Source organism: Bacillus sp. T-10(2022) (assembly GCF_056502895.1).
The window spans coordinates 360,513-376,258 of record NZ_CP113518.1; the positions used below are offsets into that span (position 1 = coordinate 360,513).

Genomic DNA, 15,746 nt, shown 5'->3' on the forward strand with positions numbered 1-15,746 from the left:
ATAGTTATTTAGTGAAATAGGGGGCTGTATTGAAAGACTGGATAAGTCTGTCAATACGGCCTCCTTTTGTTTGTTTAAAAAAAGAATAGGGGTGCATGAAATGATTATGTTAACGGGCCAAACTTTAACGATTGAAGAAGCGAAAAAAGTATTGTATGGGGAGGCATTTGTCACGGCTTCTGCCGAGAGTGTCAAGAAAGTGGAAAAGAGCCGGGAAGCGGTTGAAAATATCGTGAAGCAAAAGAAAGTCATCTATGGCATCACAACAGGTTTTGGGAAATTCAGCGATGTATTGATTGATGCAGAGGACGCAGAGCAGCTACAGTGGAATTTGATTCATTCCCATGCTTGCGGAGTCGGGGAGCCGTTTCCTGAGGTCGTTTCGAGAGCTATGGTCCTTCTCCGTGCCAATGCGCTATTAAAAGGTTTTTCCGGCGTCCGTCCTATCGTCATTGAACGTTTGATCGATCTTTTGAATGCCCATATCCACCCGGTCATCCCTCAGCAAGGTTCTCTTGGGGCAAGTGGGGACTTGGCGCCGCTTTCGCATTTGGCGCTAGTATTGATGGGAGAAGGGGAAGTGTTTTATAAAGGAGAGCGAATGGAGGCCATCGCAGCTTTATCGAAAGAAGGCATTCTTCCTCTGACACTTAAAGCAAAAGAAGGTCTGGCATTAATTAACGGAACACAGGCCATGACTGGGATGGGCCTCGTAAATTACATTGAAGCCGAACAGCTGGCACATCAAACTGAAGCGATCGCTTCACTGACGTTAGAAGGTTTACGCGGCATAGAAGATGCCTTTGATGCCGATGTTCATCTAGCACGAGGCTACCGCCAGCAAACAGAGGTCGCGGAACGGATTCGTCGCATGATCAACGGCAGCCAGCTTATCACCAAGCAAGGAGAACTGCGGGTACAGGATGCTTATTCGCTCCGCTGCATTCCGCAAGTGCATGGGGCATCATGGCAAACACTTGATTATGTAAAAGAAAAACTGGAAATCGAAATGAATGCTGCGACGGATAATCCGCTTATTTTTGACGATGGGGAAAAGGTTATTTCAGGGGGGAACTTCCATGGCCAGCCGATTGCATTTGCGATGGACTTCATGAAAATCGCTGTTGCCGAGCTTGCGAACATTTCAGAGCGCCGCATTGAGCGACTCGTCAATCCTCAGCTGAATGATTTACCGCCATTCTTAAGTCCGTCACCTGGCTTGCAGTCGGGAGCGATGATCATGCAATATTGTGCCGCTTCACTAGTTTCTGAGAATAAAACACTCGCACATCCTGCAAGTGTTGATTCCATTCCATCTTCAGCGAACCAGGAAGATCATGTAAGCATGGGAACGATTGGGTCCCGACACGCGCATCAAATCATTCAGAACGTACGCCGCGTTTTGGCGATTGAGCTCATTTGTGCCTTGCAGGCGGTGGAATACCGCGGAACAGAAAAGATGGCTCCGTTTACAAAAGAGTTGTATACGGAAGCCAGAAAGCTCATTCCAAGCATTACACAAGATCGTATCTTTTCTAAAGATATTGAAGCAACGGCAAGCTGGTTACATCAAATCGATTGGAATTCATTTATTCATAGGAGTTTACCTACAACATAATATGAAGTGCGGAATATCCGAATGAATGTTAGGCTTATAGCCCTTTGAACTGGGTTTTAAGCCTAACATCGTTATTTAAATGCTACATAGATCCCAGAAATCCAAAAAGGTCTCGGCATTAAAGAAAATGACCTTGAAATAGTAATAAATGCAGGAAGTGACCATTGATGGAATGATCGGCTTTACCTATTCGTGCTAGATTAAAAATGCATTTTTGGAGGGGAATCTAATTTGGAAAATCGGCAATTGCAACCACCTGTCATAAATGAAAAAAACCAGCCGTCAAATACTTTACAAAGGAAGCTGAAAGCGCGCCACCTTACGATGATATCGCTAGGCGGTGCAATTGGTACAGGGCTGTTTCTCGGAAGCGGGCCGGCCATTCACTCTGCAGGACCTGGCGGTGCTTTGGTCGCTTACGCCGTAATTGGTATAATGGTTTATTTTATTATGACAAGCCTTGGGGAACTGGCATCATTTATGCCAGTCAGCGGAGCTTTCAGTACCTATGCTACGCGTTTCATCGACCCAGCATTAGGGTTTGCGCTTGGTTGGAACTATTGGTTCACTTGGGCGATGACACTTGCCGCGGAACTATCTGCCGCAACGATGGTAATGAAGTTTTGGTTTCCTGACAGCTCGTCTTTTTTATGGAGTTCTTTGTTTTTAGTTTTGATATTCTTATTGAATTACGTATCCGTTAAAGGGTATGGCGAAGGGGAATATTGGTTTTCCCTCATTAAAGTGGCAACCATCATCATTTTTATCGTTGTCGGAATATTGATGATATTCGGGATTATGAACGGAGAGGCGATTGGTTTTAAAAACTTCACAGTTGGTGACGCTCCGTTTGCCGGTGGTTTTTTGGCTACATTGGGTATTTTCATTGCTGCTGGATTTTCTTTTCAAGGTACAGAAATAGTCGGTGTTGCAGCCGGTGAAAGTGAAGACCCGGCAAAAAATGTACCTCGTGCAGTTCGCAGCATTTTTTGGAGAATCTTCCTCTTTTACATCCTGGCCATACTTGTTATTGGACTGATCGTTCCTTATACGAATGGCAGTCTGCAAGGACACACGATCATGGTTAGCCCATTTACGATGGTGTTTGAAAAAGTGGGACTGGCATTTGCTGCTTCCGTGATGAATGCCATCATTTTGACAGCCGTATTATCCGCTGGAAATTCGAGTCTTTACGTGACGAGCCGAATGTTGTACTCAATGGCAAAAGAAGGACTGGCACCGCGTATTTTTGGGAAGCTTAACAAGCGCGGCGTTCCCATTTGGGGACTGGTTGTCACTTCACTTGTAGGGATGCTGGCCTTTTTTGCTTCCGTTTTCGGTGATGGAGTTATTTATATTTGGCTAATGAATGCGGTTGGAGTCACTGGATTTATATTTTGGCTAGGTATAGCGGCGAGCCATTACCGGTTTAGAAAAGCTTATATTGCTCAAGGGTATTCACTGGACGATCTTCCCTATAAGTCAAAGTGGTTTCCTTTCGGACCGATATTTTCCTTTGCTCTTTGTTTTTTCGTTTTATCGGCGCAAAACTATCAGGCCTTTATCGGCGCTGAAATTAACTGGGCCAGTGTGTTCGCTGCCTATCTTGGCATCCCATTCTTTCTGGTAATGTGGCTTGGATATAAGTTCATTAAGAAAACAAAAGTAATTCCGCTAAAGGATTGCAAAATTGATTTTGATGAACATAGGAATGCAAAATAGACATAAGGCTTATTTTAATAATTTATTTGGATTAATTATTAATAAATACAACTTTCTATGTAAAGAAAGTTAGCAGCCTTTAAATGACAAGGTTCCTTACCGCCAAGAAACAAAATAAACAATAATTTGAAGTGATGAAAAAATGATCATCTGTTCCAGTCGATTAAGCCGTAGTAACAGTTGGAGATGATTGAATCAATACAAACTATATCAATTTCATTTTAGGGATATTCCTTTTTTAAGAACTGGTAGTATCCCATTATCCCCCTACAAGTAGAGTGACAAAATGTCCTTAATAATCTACCTGGAGGGGATTTTTTTATGGCGGAAAAGGGACAAACATTTAAAACATATACAGTAGAATTAAAGCGTGAAGTCGTTCGATGAAGTTGGAGAGGTTCATTGAATTTATGCTTTGTTTAATAGGAAAGAGACTTACCTAGATATAGATTAATTAACGGTTTTGTAAAACAGAGATAAGCCCTTCCAAAAGGGTTTGGAGGGTTACTTGGCATGGCCATGAATAATGTAACAAAAGGATATATAATGATTCAGGGTAATTGGGGAGGAAAGACATTGATAATATATTTTGTCTTACAAAATATATGAAGGTATTGTTGAGTCTATCGTCTATATGAAATGGTCTATGAACATGTTGGAAAATAATTGTTCATCAACTTATTTAAATGTCCTTTCCTCCATATACTCACCAATTTTGCGGAACTTATCAAAACGTTGTTGGCGTAGAATGCCTTTATCTAATTGACCAAGTTCTTGTAATGCTTTTCGTAATGTTTCTTTGATAAATTGCGATTGAAGTGGGATGTCAATATGTGCTCCTCCAACAGGTTCTTTGATGATCTCATCAATCACCCCTAGCTCCATCAAGTCCTTAGCCGTAATTTTCAATACTTCAGCTGCTCGTTTTGCTTGTGTGGCATCCTTCCATAACACTGCTGCTGCTCCTTCAGGTGAAATAACCGAATAAAATGTGTTTTCTAGCATGTAGATTCGATTGCCAATCCCTAGAGCCAACGCACCACCACTCCCACCTTCACCAACTACAAAGCAAATGATTGGTACTCCAAAACTAGCCATTTCACGAAGATTATGGGCGATAGCTTGAGATTGTCCACGTTCTTCGGCTTCACGTCCTGGGAAGGCTCCTGGCGTGTTAATAAATGTTACGATGGGGCGATTGAACTTATTGGCTTGTTGCATAATTCTTAGGGCTTTTCTGTAGCCTTCAGGTTGCGACATGCCAAAACGGCGATAGATATTGTCTTTTGTATTTTGACCTTTTTGATTTCCTAAAACAGTTATAGGCATTCCTTCGAAGGTAGCTATTCCTGAAACTAATGCAGGGTCTTCCCCATAAAGTCTGTCACCATGAAGTTCAATGAAGTCATCAAAAATATGGTGGATAAAATCTAAAGTAGTAGGGCGTTGTTGAATTCTAGATAATTGAATTTTATCCCAAACTTCCATATTCTCATTAAGATGAGTTTTGATTTCATTGACTTTTTGCTCAAGATTTTTTAATACTTCGTTAAGGTCAAGATTATGCTTTGTAGACACCTCTTTCAGTTCAGCAATTTGATTTTCCAGTTGTTTTAATTCTTGCAAATTCATCGTTTAAAACACTCCCTGAAATTGAGATGATGGATTTTTAAAATGGTTGTTAATGATTGTTTTAATTCACTCCTATTTACAACCATATCCAGTTGCCCATGTTCCAATAAAAATTCAGAGGTTTGAAAATTCTCTGGAAGTTCTTCTCTTATAGTCTGTTCAATTATGCGTCTTCCTGCAAAGCCAATTAAAGCTTGTGGTTCGGCAATATTGATATCACCTAATGAAGCGAAACTAGCAGAAACTCCACCCGTTGTAGGATTGGTTAAAACGGATACGAAAAGAATTTTTTCGTAGTTTAGTTGTTCTAAAGCAACACTTGTTTTTGCCATCTGCATGAGACTAAGAATTCCTTCTTGCATGCGAGCTCCGCCGCTTGCTGAAAACAATATAAATGGTTTTCGTGTTTTTAATGATTCCTCAATGGCTCTTGTGATTTTTTCACCGACTGCTGATCCCATGCTTCCCATACGGAAACGAGAATCCATGACACCAATCACAACCGGATAGCCACCTATGGAAGCTTCCCCAGTAATAACCGCATCATTTAATGCAGTCTTATTCTTATCAGAAATTAATTTATCTTTATATTCAGGGAAGTTCAACGGGTCAACGGAAATTAAACGTTTATTGAATTCCGAAAAAGAACTACTATCTGTAAGCATTGAAATGCGGTCATATGCTGTAACGGGGTAGTGATATTGGCACTTCGGACATACATTCAATTCTATTTTCATAAGAGATTCATCATAGGTTTCCCCACATGATTTACAAGTAAAAGGGATGGGAGTTAAGCTTTTGTCTATTTCAAAAAAAGAGTTCGATTCTATTTTTTCTCTTTTTAATGGATACATCTTCATCAATCCTCCTGTGGTAAGGCCGCTGTATTACAAGTTACGCTCACCATTCTTTAAAATATGGAGCGTGATATTTAGCTTTTCTTAAAAAGTTTTATACAAGCAGAAATCATTCTAGAGAATAAAGATTTTATTTGGTGGGTGCTTCATTATGAAATTATCTATTCCTGTATGAATGCATTTTTACCTGGAAAATCAGAAACTTACGATTTTATTGACGGGAATTACAAAGGCTTGTATACAAACCGAGTATACAAACATTAAAGACTTCTTATTATCTTTCTATAAAGGGGATAAAGGTTACTTAGCTTTAACAGAACGGTTGTTTGAAGTGTATGAGCGTAATCATTATTTATCGCTCACCATTATTCCAATTCTTAGAAAGAACGATTTACCAAATAGCAAATCGTCATTTAATAAAGCTAATACTTCCATTAGTTGGTGTAAGCTCATAATATGCAATTACTAATATAATTGAATGGGCTCATTCTTACTTGGATAATATTTTATTGGTTTATCAGATTGTAAATAGATAAAGATTAATAGTTTTTTTAATCTAAAGGGGCAGTTAGGAACACATAATATTCAAGAGGACAATATTAGAAAAATGGAAGGTGAATGAAACTTTAAGAGCTATATATTCGTATAAACTGATGGGTTCAACCGAAAGTGAAATTATCATAACAGACTAAGCAAATTAAAGGAGGAATGAACCAAATGTTTAAGAAGTTTATGGCTAAGTTAGGGAAAGGTGCAGCAACTGTCGATTTACGCTACGAAAACCGTTCTTATTATGCTGGTGAGACACTAAAAGGGGAAGTAATTTTACATGGCGGAGAAGTGGAACAACAAATTAACCAGTTAGCAGTTGGCTTCATGATTAAAGTGAGGACAAAACACGGGGAAAGTGTCACGAAAAAAGTGTCATCTGTACCTTTAAGCGGTCCGTTTACCATTAAGGAAAAGGAAGAGAAACATTTTGATTTCACTTACAATATCCCCCAAGATCTTCCTCTGACAAGAGGTTCGATTTCTTACTTTTTCGATACTCACTTAGATATTCAAGGTGGATTGGATCACATTGATGTAGATGCATTGGTCCTTAAGGCTCCAAAGGAACTAGAAGCCATTTTCAACTCACTTGGTAAGTTGGGTTTTCGGGAAAAACCTACTTCAGGAAAAGTGGATGCGTATGGACAGGAATTCTCATTCTTTCCTACTGCTCAATTTGCCGGCCAGGTCAATGAATTAGAGATACGGGTTTCTTCGAAAGAAGATGTAGAGCAGGTGTTTATGGAAATCGATTGTCGAAATGGGCATCAAGAAATTGAAGCCAAACGGGAAATTGTTATTGATCATAGACTGTTAGAGGAACATCAAGAGCTTACCCATTTTTTACAAGAGCAAATTTCAGAGGTTGTGGAACAGCCTCAATTGTTCACGCGTCCATTTTCTTACCATGATCAATATTCACATACAGGAAATAAATTCAGTGGTGTTGGGGGCATGGTTGGAGGATTAGCCGCAGGAGTATTGGGTGGAATGCTGCTTAGCGAAATGATAGATGGTTTGGATATGGATGAAATGTTTGAAGGGGCTACTGATGCCCTCGGCGTAGAAGAAGAAATGTTTGATGTGGATGAACAGTTTGAAGATTTTGGTGGTTTTTTCGGTGATGGGGACGAGTAACTTAAATACCAAACATTAATCATTTTTAAGTGTTGTAGTAAAATTCCAGGAGGGAAAACAACTTGTTGTTGAGAAGATATCTGTCACAATTAGGAGTAGGAAAAGCTGTAATCGACCTTAAATTGCCTAAGGTAATGTATGGACTGGGAGAACGGATAACAGGTGAATACTACATAATAGGAGGAATCTGTGAGCAAAAAATAAAACGGTTGGAGTGTGACTTAGTGCAGCTAGACAAGGTGAATAATGTGCAACGGATCTTTGACACCACAACCATACTGACAACAAAATTTATAGAGGAGAAGCAGGAAATCCTTATTCCATTTTCATTCCAGTTGCCGGTTTCCGCTGCCCTGTCATCAGAGCACATATCCTACCGATTTAACACGAGGTTGTTTTTTGATAAAGGAGTAATAAGCGAGGACCAGGACATAATTCAAATAGTAGACCAAATCTAAGTTCCTTAGGATTATAACGGCAACAACTTCACCAGGGGTGAAGTTGAAAAAAAGAATGTACTCATAAATTGTTTGATTAGCCACATAATCTCCAAGTTAACAGGAAATCTCTATTTTATATTTCTTAACAAAACCTAAAGTACTTTCAAATACTTGTTATATCTTATGTTCTCGACAATGGATGCGCACCTGCAATCTCGGGATGAATCATTTCATAAGGATTCAAAATGCCATCCAGTTCCTCTTTTTCAAGAACCCCATGCTTCATACACAACTCACGGACTTTCCTGTAGCCACAGCTTCGCGAGCAAAATGGAAATCTGTCTCGTAGCCGATATGAGGACTGATTGCCGTGATGATACCGACGTTGGTTTCCACATTTTCTCTCAGGTTCTCTTCATTTGCAGCAATACCACAGAAAGAATCTATAAGTAATAGAAATTATGAATTGGTAAGTGAAAATGAGGGTTTTGTTTAACAAGAAATCTAGTGATGTTAGGATATTCATTTGGGGAAATACGGTTGTTACCTGCCGGATTTTAAAATAACAAAAAATATTGGAAATAAAATCTTGATAATGAACAGTAAAGCAATAGAGGTGTAGCGATTGGTCACACCGGTTTAGTAAAAATACATGTTAGTGATGGACTGTATTTTTTTATTGAATATCTTTTGCAGCATTGAAAGCTTGTACAGCCAAAGAAGCTCTGTGAACGGATTAATTGAAAGAAGGCAATCCACTAACTAAAGTAGCCATATATCGTTTTTTTTGTACTTCTGGTTTTGTCCTCGAAGAGTATTCGATTGTAAGATTATTTCCCATTTAAAAAAAATGATAAATCGTTTGTCCGAAAATATGTTTCGATGTCCCGGTTTTGCTTTAACCGTTGATAAATCAATGTTTTTAGAGGGGTGGTGCCACTTTCATAAGGTGCACTATCTTACCGTATATACACAACAATTCCGCCCCACATCATTTGAATTTATATTCATTCTTTGTTAAGGTAATGAAGTACTTTAGGGATACAGGTTCATTCCGTGTGCTGGGACTGGACAAAACTCTAAAAAAAAAACCATTATATTTCAGTTGGTATATGCTGTGCCTGTTAGTTTCCTCAGTTGTATTGCACCTCTTTTCCCTGCAAGCTCAAATTAGACACATTGGGAATCCCATAATCATATTTCTATGCGTTTTGGTGTTATACTGCACTGCAAGTATCATTCCACCTGGTTAAGGAAATGAAATACATTAGAGGGTAGTCGTAAGTCCATCTGGACAAAACTCTAAGTGGAAATCGTTTATATTACAGTTGGTATATGTTGTGCCTGCTTGTTTCCTCAGTTGTGATTGCACCTCTTTTTTCCTACTTGAAATGCTCAATTTATCACACATAATATAATCCAAGTAAAGAAGTACTTCTTGGGAATAATAAATATAGATTATTTTTCTATGCACGTTATGCCCTGTGCACTGAATAAGTGTCACTTCCGCTTTTTTTGAAGAAAAAGCATTAGGGTAGAATTTCGGTTATTTCAAGATACTTGTGCATTAATAATCATCACTCGCATAAAACGGGGGAATTCAGCAAAACTGAATATCATATGGGCAACTATTAGAATGAGGTGACTTGATGAAGCCGAATGTAGAAGTCAGAAATGTCTCGAAAATTTTTGGCAAATCTCCAAAAGCAGCAACAGACTTATTGAAGCAAGGCAAAACGAAAAAAGAAATCTTGAAGGAAACGGGACAAACGGTCGGAGTGAATAATGTTAATTTCGAGATTTATCCCGGCGAGATTTTTGTCATCATGGGCCTATCAGGAAGCGGGAAATCCACTTTGATCCGCATGTTCAATCGTTTGATCGATCCCACTTTGGGTGAAATCTTAATTGATGATGAAGATATCGTGAAGATGAACGCGGCCCGGTTAAGGGAAGTCAGACAAAAGAAAATAAGCATGGTCTTTCAGAACTTTGCTTTATTTCCGCATAAAACGATATTGGAAAACGCTGAATTCGGGCTCGAAATTAAAAAAATGGATCCGGCAAAACGTCATGAAAATGCGATGAAGGCTCTTGAGGCCGTTGGATTGAAAGGCTACGAAAATCAGATGCCATCACAGCTTAGCGGCGGTATGCAGCAAAGGGTTGGGTTAGCCCGGGCACTCGCCAGTGATACGGATATCCTACTGATGGATGAAGCCTTCAGTGCCCTTGATCCATTGATTCGTAAGGATATGCAGGATGAACTGATTCAAATCCAAGATCAGTACAAAAAAACGATCATTTTCATTACCCATGATCTTGATGAAGCATTAAGAATCGGGGATAGAATTGCCCTTATGAAAGATGGAAGTGTAATTCAATTGGGTACCCCTGAACAAATCATGATGAATCCGGCCAATGAATTCGTCGAGAAGTTTGTGGAAGATGTTGATCTATCAAAAGTATTGACAGCGTCTCATGTGATGATACGCCCAGAGAAGATTGCGGTGGACAGAGGCCCGAGGGTTGCCTTGGAAATCATGCGCAAACAAGGGTATTCCAGCATTTTCGTTGTGGATAGGAAGCAGAAGTTATTGGGGGCCGTGACTGCTGAACAGGCACGTCAGGCAATGAGTAATAACCAATCGATCTCTGAAGTGATGACAACCGATATCCCAACTGTAAAAGAGGATGAATTACTTGGAAACCTCATGGATGTGATGGCGACTTCAAGCTTGCCAATTTCAGTCATCGATGATCAGAACAGAATTAAAGGAATTCTTCTCCGCGGTGCCGTTATTGGTGCTTTGGCCGGAAATAAAGATTCCTTGAATGAAATGGAGAGTGAATAATTCAATGAATATGCCGAAAATCCCACTAGGAGCATGGGTCGATTCTTTAGTGGATTGGATTACCATTGTATTTGCTGGATTATTTACATTTATAACGAATGTGATTGAGGGTTTATTGAATATCTTGGTCGATGTAATGAGTGCAGGACCTTCGATCATTTTAATCATCGTCCTGACCCTTCTGGTTACCTATACAAGCAAATGGACATTGGGATTATTTACATTAATCAGCTTACTATTGATTGATAATCTTGGTTATTGGGAATCAAGCATCCAAACACTGGCGATCGTTATTTTGTCAGGATTCCTCACCATATTGATTGGGATACCGATCGGAATATGGTGTGCCCAAAATAAAACCGTGCGCAATATCGTAACCCCAATCTTGGATTTCATGCAAACGATGCCTGCCTTCGTTTATTTGATTCCTTCGATTTTATTCTTTGGAATAGGGGTAGTGCCTGGAATCATCGCGTCATTCATTTTCGCGATCGCACCGACAATCCGAATGACCAATCTTGGGATTCAGGAAGTGCCTAATGATTTGATAGAGGCATCTGATGCATTTGGTTCAACCAGCAGCCAAAAGTTATTCAAGGTACAAATACCATTGGCTACTCCAACGATTATGGCGGGAGTTAACCAAAGCATCATGCTGGCATTATCCATGGTTGTTACAGCCTCATTGGTTGGAGCACCCGGACTTGGGGCGGATGTCTACAGGGCTGTCAGCCAAATTAATGTGGGGCAAGGATTTGAAGCAGGATTATCCATCGTAATCATTGCAATCATACTCGATCGTATCACGCAAAACCTTCGTAAGCCAGCTTACGAGCATATCGTTAGCAGGAAAATCATTTTTACGATTTTGGCTTTACTTTTTGTGGGTACTGCACTATTCAGTACTTTTACAAAAGAAAAAGCAGTGGACGGGGATCAAAACAGTCTTGCTGCCAAAGCCAATTATGAAATCATCGGAATTGAACCTGGAGCAGGAATAATGAAGTTGACTAAAACGGCTATAGATGATTATAAGCTGGATGACTGGAATGTGGTTGAAGGGTCATCGGCAGCGATGGTTGCAGAATTGAAAAAAGCAATTGATAAAAAAGAACCGATCGTCGTTACTGGATGGTCACCGCATTGGATGTTCTCGACATATGACTTGAAATATCTCGAAGATCCGAATGGATCCTTCGGCAAGGCTGAAAACATCAATTCCATTGCCAGAAAAGGACTTGAACAGGATGCGCCTGGTGCCTATAAAATTCTTGATCAATTCTACTGGGAAACAAAAGATATGGAAGATGTAATGGTCAAGGTTGCTGATGGGATGTCTCCTTCAGAAGCAGCAGAAGAATGGATAAAGAAAAATCAGGACAAAGTGTCCAAATGGACCCAAGGTGCACAATCAGGAAATGGTGAAAAGATCAAACTGGTTTATGTTGCCTGGGACACTGAAATTGCCAGTACCAATGTGATTAGCAAAGTGCTGGAGCAGAATGGCTATGATGTAACATTAAGTCAGGTTGAAGTGGGGCCGATGTTTGCTGGCGTAGCAAACGGAAGTGCGGACGCAATGGTGGCTGCATGGCTTCCGGGAACACATCTTGAATACTATAATAAGTACAAAGATGAAATGGTTGACCTTGGACCAAACTTAAAAGGAACAAAGCTTGGTCTGGTCGTACCGGATTACGTCGATATTGATTCGATTGAAGACTTAAAATAAGAAAAAAGAAGAAATTTTGTATTATCCCCTACAGGTAGACTGAGGAAAAAGAGGACATGATAAAATGTTCTTAACAGTTTACCTGGGAGGGGGTTTTTCTATGGCAAAAAATGGGGCGAAGAATTAATGCGAGAAGTCAATCGTTTGTAGTTGGATGAGGGATAGTCATATTGTCAGCCTCGTGAGCGATTTGGTTTAAAAAGTGATACGCAAAAAGCAGGTGTCCAATAAAGCTTTTTAAAGATAAACGTGGTGTATGGAAGATTAAGAAGTGTCGCTAAAAAATAACAAAAAATGAAGTAAAGGTACGTAATAAATCTTCCGTCAGAGTTAGCCACAAATTCTGTTCATGTAAGACCTATCCAGCTCTCTTTTGAGCCTGGCTTAGGACTGAACTGAAGGACGGCAGTATATACATCCAGTTTTAAATTCTATAATACCAGTAACGTTAAATCGCCTAAATAAATTGAAGGCGATTTTTTTCTTTCATCAGAAGTAACACATTAACATTGTTTATGTATCCTATTTCTGTTAACCGAAGCGAAAATAAAAATTCTTGTTAACCGCTATGTTAAAGAACCATTTTATTTTATTACAGGTGCAAAAATAGTTCCTATTCCTAAGAAGGCTTCAAGCTTGATGAGAAAGTCTTTTTAAGAGGAATGGTGGCAAAATTGAGAATTTATAAAGTGTGGGGGGTGCAAAACAAGCGGTTTTACAGGAGAAATTAGTTGGCATGATTTTTGCTTATATAAATAAGAGTAAATCAAGAAAGGAGGGAGAGCTGAATAGCCAACTATTCAGCTTTGTTGGTAAGAGTCTCAGGAGAGAAAATGACGACTATTGAAGTACTACTCTCCATTGTTTCAGGAACTATTGTCGGATTCGTACTTGGTTTGCTCGGCGGATGTGGATCAATTTACGGGACGATACGGAATATATCATCGTGAATCCTGGTACAAACAAATATTCCTGGTGTATTTTACCTGCGGGGATGTTCAAGATCATAAATACGGCCAAGCAATTACTGCTGCAGGAAGTGGTTGTATGGCTGCTCTGGATTGCGAAAGATATCTTGATGCAAGAGCGATCAAGTAATGGAGAGACAATCAGTATAACATTGAGAACAAAATATAGGGAGGATTGTAATTATGAAAGAGATCAAAACTAAGCAAGAGTTTGACGAGGCAATTTTATCAACAAAACCAGTTGTTGCCAAATTTTATGTTGAATGGTGCCCAGACTGTCAGAATACCAATTTATTCATGCCAATTGTAGAAGAAGCGTATAAAGAAAAAATAGATATGATCGCAGTAAATCGAGACCATTTTCCTGAACTATTAGAGAAGCTAGATGTGTATGGAATCCCAAGCTTTATTGCTTTTCAAGAAGGGAAGGAACTTAATCGCTTTGTAAGTAAAATCGGAAAAAGCCAGGAAGAGGTTGAACAGTTTCTCAATCAAATCGTAGAAGAAAGTGGAAAATTAAAAAGATAATCATTTACTAGTATTTAATTGGGAGGGCGCTATCCAAAAAGATTTCGGTGCCGCCTCCATACAAATCCAATACTGAAACTCAATTAGAGCTGCTCTACTTTGTAACGTTAATCAGAGACCCGCATCAATCTGAAGCCAATAAATATTGATAGTTACTCAATATTTATTGGCAATATATTCAAAATCACCGGTTTTATCAACTTATTTTTTGCATAGGAACTATACAGCGTTTAGGGCTAGAAGAGAAGAATATAACTTTTAATATAACTTTTTTGCTTTAGGGGATTATGCTCGCATTTGTTGGATGGGGATTTGTCGGCGGAACAGTCAGAACTTGGCTGGCAGTGCTCTTAAGCAAACAGCAGCGTACGCTCCATTATGTATTTTCCGGTGTTGTTATGTTGGTCTCCATTTACATGCAAATCATTAATGCTGGAGTGTTAGATAGGTGAGCTACTTTATAAAATTGAGATGAGGAGATTAGAATGGCAAATATGAAGAATGAGACACATTACAAAATTTTGATTGTAGGAGGGGGCAGTGCCGGAATTACGGTTGCAGCCCGTCTCCTGCGTGAATCTCGCACTCTGAGCGGAAACATTGCCATCATTGACCCTGCGACGAAACATTATTATCAGCCATTATGGACACTTGTGGGAGCTGGCGAAGCTGACAAAACTGTGACACAAAGGGAGGAAGCATCCGTTATTCCGAGCGGAGCCGTGTGGGTACAGGATGCGGTTACCACATTTCAGCCGGATGAAAATGCTGTTGTAACAGCATCCGGAAAGAAACTGCACTACGAATATCTAGTTGTCGCTGCCGGGATTCAAATTAACTGGCATGAAATCAAGGGGTTAAAAGAGAGTATTGGAAAGAATGGGGTATGTAGTAATTACTCTTATGATTATGTTGATAGCACTTGGGAGGCGATCAGAAACTTTAAGGGGGGGACTTCCATTTTTACCAATCCGAACACGCCGGTAAAATGCGGTGGAGCTCCTCAAAAGATTATGTATTTGGCAGAAGATTATTTCAGAAAATCAGGAGTTCGCCCGCAATCTTCGGTTATTTTTGTTTCAGGTAGCCCATCCATATTCAATGTGAAAAAATATGAACAGGCACTAAATAAAATAATTGAACGAAAAGAAATCGAGACATGTTTTATGCATCATCTCATTGAAATTGATGGTGACAAGAAACGAGCAACATTTGAAAATCTGAACACAAAAGAGCGTGTGGATATGCATTATGACATGATTCATGTGGTACCACCGATGAGCGCCCCTGATATTATCAAGAATAGTTCGCTCGCAGCTAGTAATGGTTGGCTGAATGTAGATAAATATACGCTGCAGCATGAACACTTTGACAATATATTTGGCATAGGGGATTGCACAAACTTGCCTACGTCAAAAACAGGGGCTGCAATTCGCAAACAAGCGCCCGTGCTTGTGCAAAATTTACTTCATCGAATGCGTGCCAAACAAATGGTTCATAAATATGACGGCTATACATCATGTCCACTTGTTACTGGATACGGGCGGCTTATACTGGCTGAATTCAATTATGATTTAAAGCCGCAAGAAACCTTTCCTATCGATCAATCCCGTGAGAGGTTCAGTATGTATGTATTGAAGAAAAACTTGCTTCCCGTTATGTATTGGAACGGGATGCTTAAAGGTATGATGTAATAACATTTCTG

Annotated in this window: 11 protein-coding genes and 2 pseudogenes; 10 read left to right on the forward strand and 3 right to left on the reverse strand. The window is 39.6% G+C overall.

Going from position 1 to position 15,746, the window contains the following annotated elements:
• Positions 1–100: 100 nt before the first annotated feature.
• Both hutH and OSJ91_RS01810 read left to right on the forward strand, forming a co-directional pair.
• On the forward strand, positions 101–1,618 hold the full coding sequence (hutH, locus tag OSJ91_RS01805; RefSeq protein ID WP_350300983.1) for a histidine ammonia-lyase: 1,518 nt from the start codon (positions 101–103) through the stop codon (positions 1,616–1,618).
• 324 nt (positions 1,619–1,942) lie between these two features.
• A complete protein-coding gene (locus OSJ91_RS01810) occupies positions 1,943–3,340 on the forward strand; it encodes an amino acid permease (protein WP_350302765.1) in 1,398 nt (465 codons plus the stop codon).
• A 678-nt stretch (positions 3,341–4,018) separates the two neighbouring features.
• Here OSJ91_RS01810 and OSJ91_RS01815 read toward each other — a convergent pair.
• Complete coding sequence (locus tag OSJ91_RS01815) at positions 4,019–4,972, reverse strand: acetyl-CoA carboxylase carboxyltransferase subunit alpha (RefSeq protein ID WP_350300984.1); 954 nt, start codon at positions 4,970–4,972, stop codon at positions 4,019–4,021.
• Positions 4,969–5,826 carry an acetyl-CoA carboxylase, carboxyltransferase subunit beta gene (gene accD / locus OSJ91_RS01820; protein WP_350300985.1) on the reverse strand — a complete coding sequence of 286 codons (858 nt, stop codon included), beginning with the start codon at positions 5,824–5,826 and terminating at the stop codon, positions 4,969–4,971. The genes OSJ91_RS01815 and accD overlap by 4 nt, the downstream gene beginning before the upstream one ends.
• 720 nt (positions 5,827–6,546) lie before the next feature.
• On the opposite strand from accD, the gene OSJ91_RS01825 reads away from it, so the two are divergent.
• A complete protein-coding gene (locus OSJ91_RS01825; RefSeq protein WP_350300986.1) occupies positions 6,547–7,518 on the forward strand; it encodes a sporulation protein in 972 nt (323 codons plus the stop codon).
• Between the two features lie 62 nt (positions 7,519–7,580).
• Positions 7,581–7,976, forward strand: coding sequence for a sporulation protein (locus OSJ91_RS01830; RefSeq protein ID WP_350300987.1), 396 nt, complete (start codon positions 7,581–7,583; stop codon positions 7,974–7,976).
• A gap of 163 nt (positions 7,977–8,139) precedes the next feature.
• On the opposite strand, the pseudogene aspA reads toward OSJ91_RS01830, so the two are convergent.
• Positions 8,140–8,390: pseudogene (gene aspA / locus OSJ91_RS01835) on the reverse strand (aspartate ammonia-lyase); the annotation flags it as partial.
• A gap of 1,217 nt (positions 8,391–9,607) precedes the next feature.
• Between aspA and OSJ91_RS01840 the strand changes: the two are divergent.
• The 6 genes and pseudogenes from OSJ91_RS01840 to OSJ91_RS01865 all read left to right on the forward strand — a co-directional run bounded on the left by OSJ91_RS01840 (position 9,608) and on the right by OSJ91_RS01865 (position 15,735).
• Positions 9,608–10,813: a quaternary amine ABC transporter ATP-binding protein gene (locus OSJ91_RS01840; protein WP_350300988.1), complete on the forward strand. Its 1,206-nt coding sequence runs from the start codon at positions 9,608–9,610 to the stop codon at positions 10,811–10,813.
• 4 nt (positions 10,814–10,817) lie between these two features.
• Positions 10,818–12,545, forward strand: a complete 1,728-nt coding sequence (locus tag OSJ91_RS01845; RefSeq protein ID WP_350300989.1) for a glycine betaine ABC transporter substrate-binding protein — start codon at positions 10,818–10,820, stop codon at positions 12,543–12,545.
• Positions 12,546–13,507: 962 nt separating this feature from the next.
• Positions 13,508–13,643 (forward strand): annotated as a pseudogene (locus OSJ91_RS01850) (thioredoxin-disulfide reductase); the annotation flags it as partial.
• Positions 13,644–13,696: 53 nt separating this feature from the next.
• Positions 13,697–14,041, forward strand: a complete 345-nt coding sequence (locus OSJ91_RS01855; RefSeq protein WP_096340872.1) for a thioredoxin family protein — start codon at positions 13,697–13,699, stop codon at positions 14,039–14,041.
• A gap of 287 nt (positions 14,042–14,328) precedes the next feature.
• Entirely contained in the window at positions 14,329–14,493 is a 165-nt protein-coding gene (locus tag OSJ91_RS01860) for a hypothetical protein (protein ID WP_350300990.1), read from the forward strand.
• Positions 14,494–14,535: 42 nt separating this feature from the next.
• Positions 14,536–15,735 (forward strand): NAD(P)/FAD-dependent oxidoreductase, encoded by a 1,200-nt coding sequence (locus OSJ91_RS01865; RefSeq protein WP_485891830.1) that lies wholly within the window; start codon positions 14,536–14,538, stop codon positions 15,733–15,735.
• The last annotated feature ends 11 nt before the right edge of the window (positions 15,736–15,746 follow it).

Bases quoted from the DNA above. Each gene is read 5' to 3' on its own strand.
- hutH (WP_350300983.1), top strand. From the start codon at position 101: ATGATTATGTTAACGGGCCAAACTTTAACGATTGAAGAAGCGAAAAAA.
- OSJ91_RS01825 (WP_350300986.1), top strand. From the start codon at position 6,547: ATGTTTAAGAAGTTTATGGCTAAGTTAGGGAAAGGTGCAGCAACTGTC.
- OSJ91_RS01860 (WP_350300990.1), top strand. From the start codon at position 14,329: ATGCTCGCATTTGTTGGATGGGGATTTGTCGGCGGAACAGTCAGAACT.
- OSJ91_RS01840 (WP_350300988.1), top strand. From the start codon at position 9,608: ATGAAGCCGAATGTAGAAGTCAGAAATGTCTCGAAAATTTTTGGCAAA.
- OSJ91_RS01815 (WP_350300984.1), bottom strand. From the start codon at position 4,972: ATGAATTTGCAAGAATTAAAACAACTGGAAAATCAAATTGCTGAACTG.
- OSJ91_RS01845 (WP_350300989.1), top strand. From the start codon at position 10,818: ATGAATATGCCGAAAATCCCACTAGGAGCATGGGTCGATTCTTTAGTG.
- OSJ91_RS01855 (WP_096340872.1), top strand. From the start codon at position 13,697: ATGAAAGAGATCAAAACTAAGCAAGAGTTTGACGAGGCAATTTTATCA.
- OSJ91_RS01865 (WP_485891830.1), top strand. From the start codon at position 14,536: ATGAAGAATGAGACACATTACAAAATTTTGATTGTAGGAGGGGGCAGT.
- accD (WP_350300985.1), bottom strand. From the start codon at position 5,826: ATGTATCCATTAAAAAGAGAAAAAATAGAATCGAACTCTTTTTTTGAA.
- OSJ91_RS01810 (WP_350302765.1), top strand. From the start codon at position 1,943: ATGATATCGCTAGGCGGTGCAATTGGTACAGGGCTGTTTCTCGGAAGC.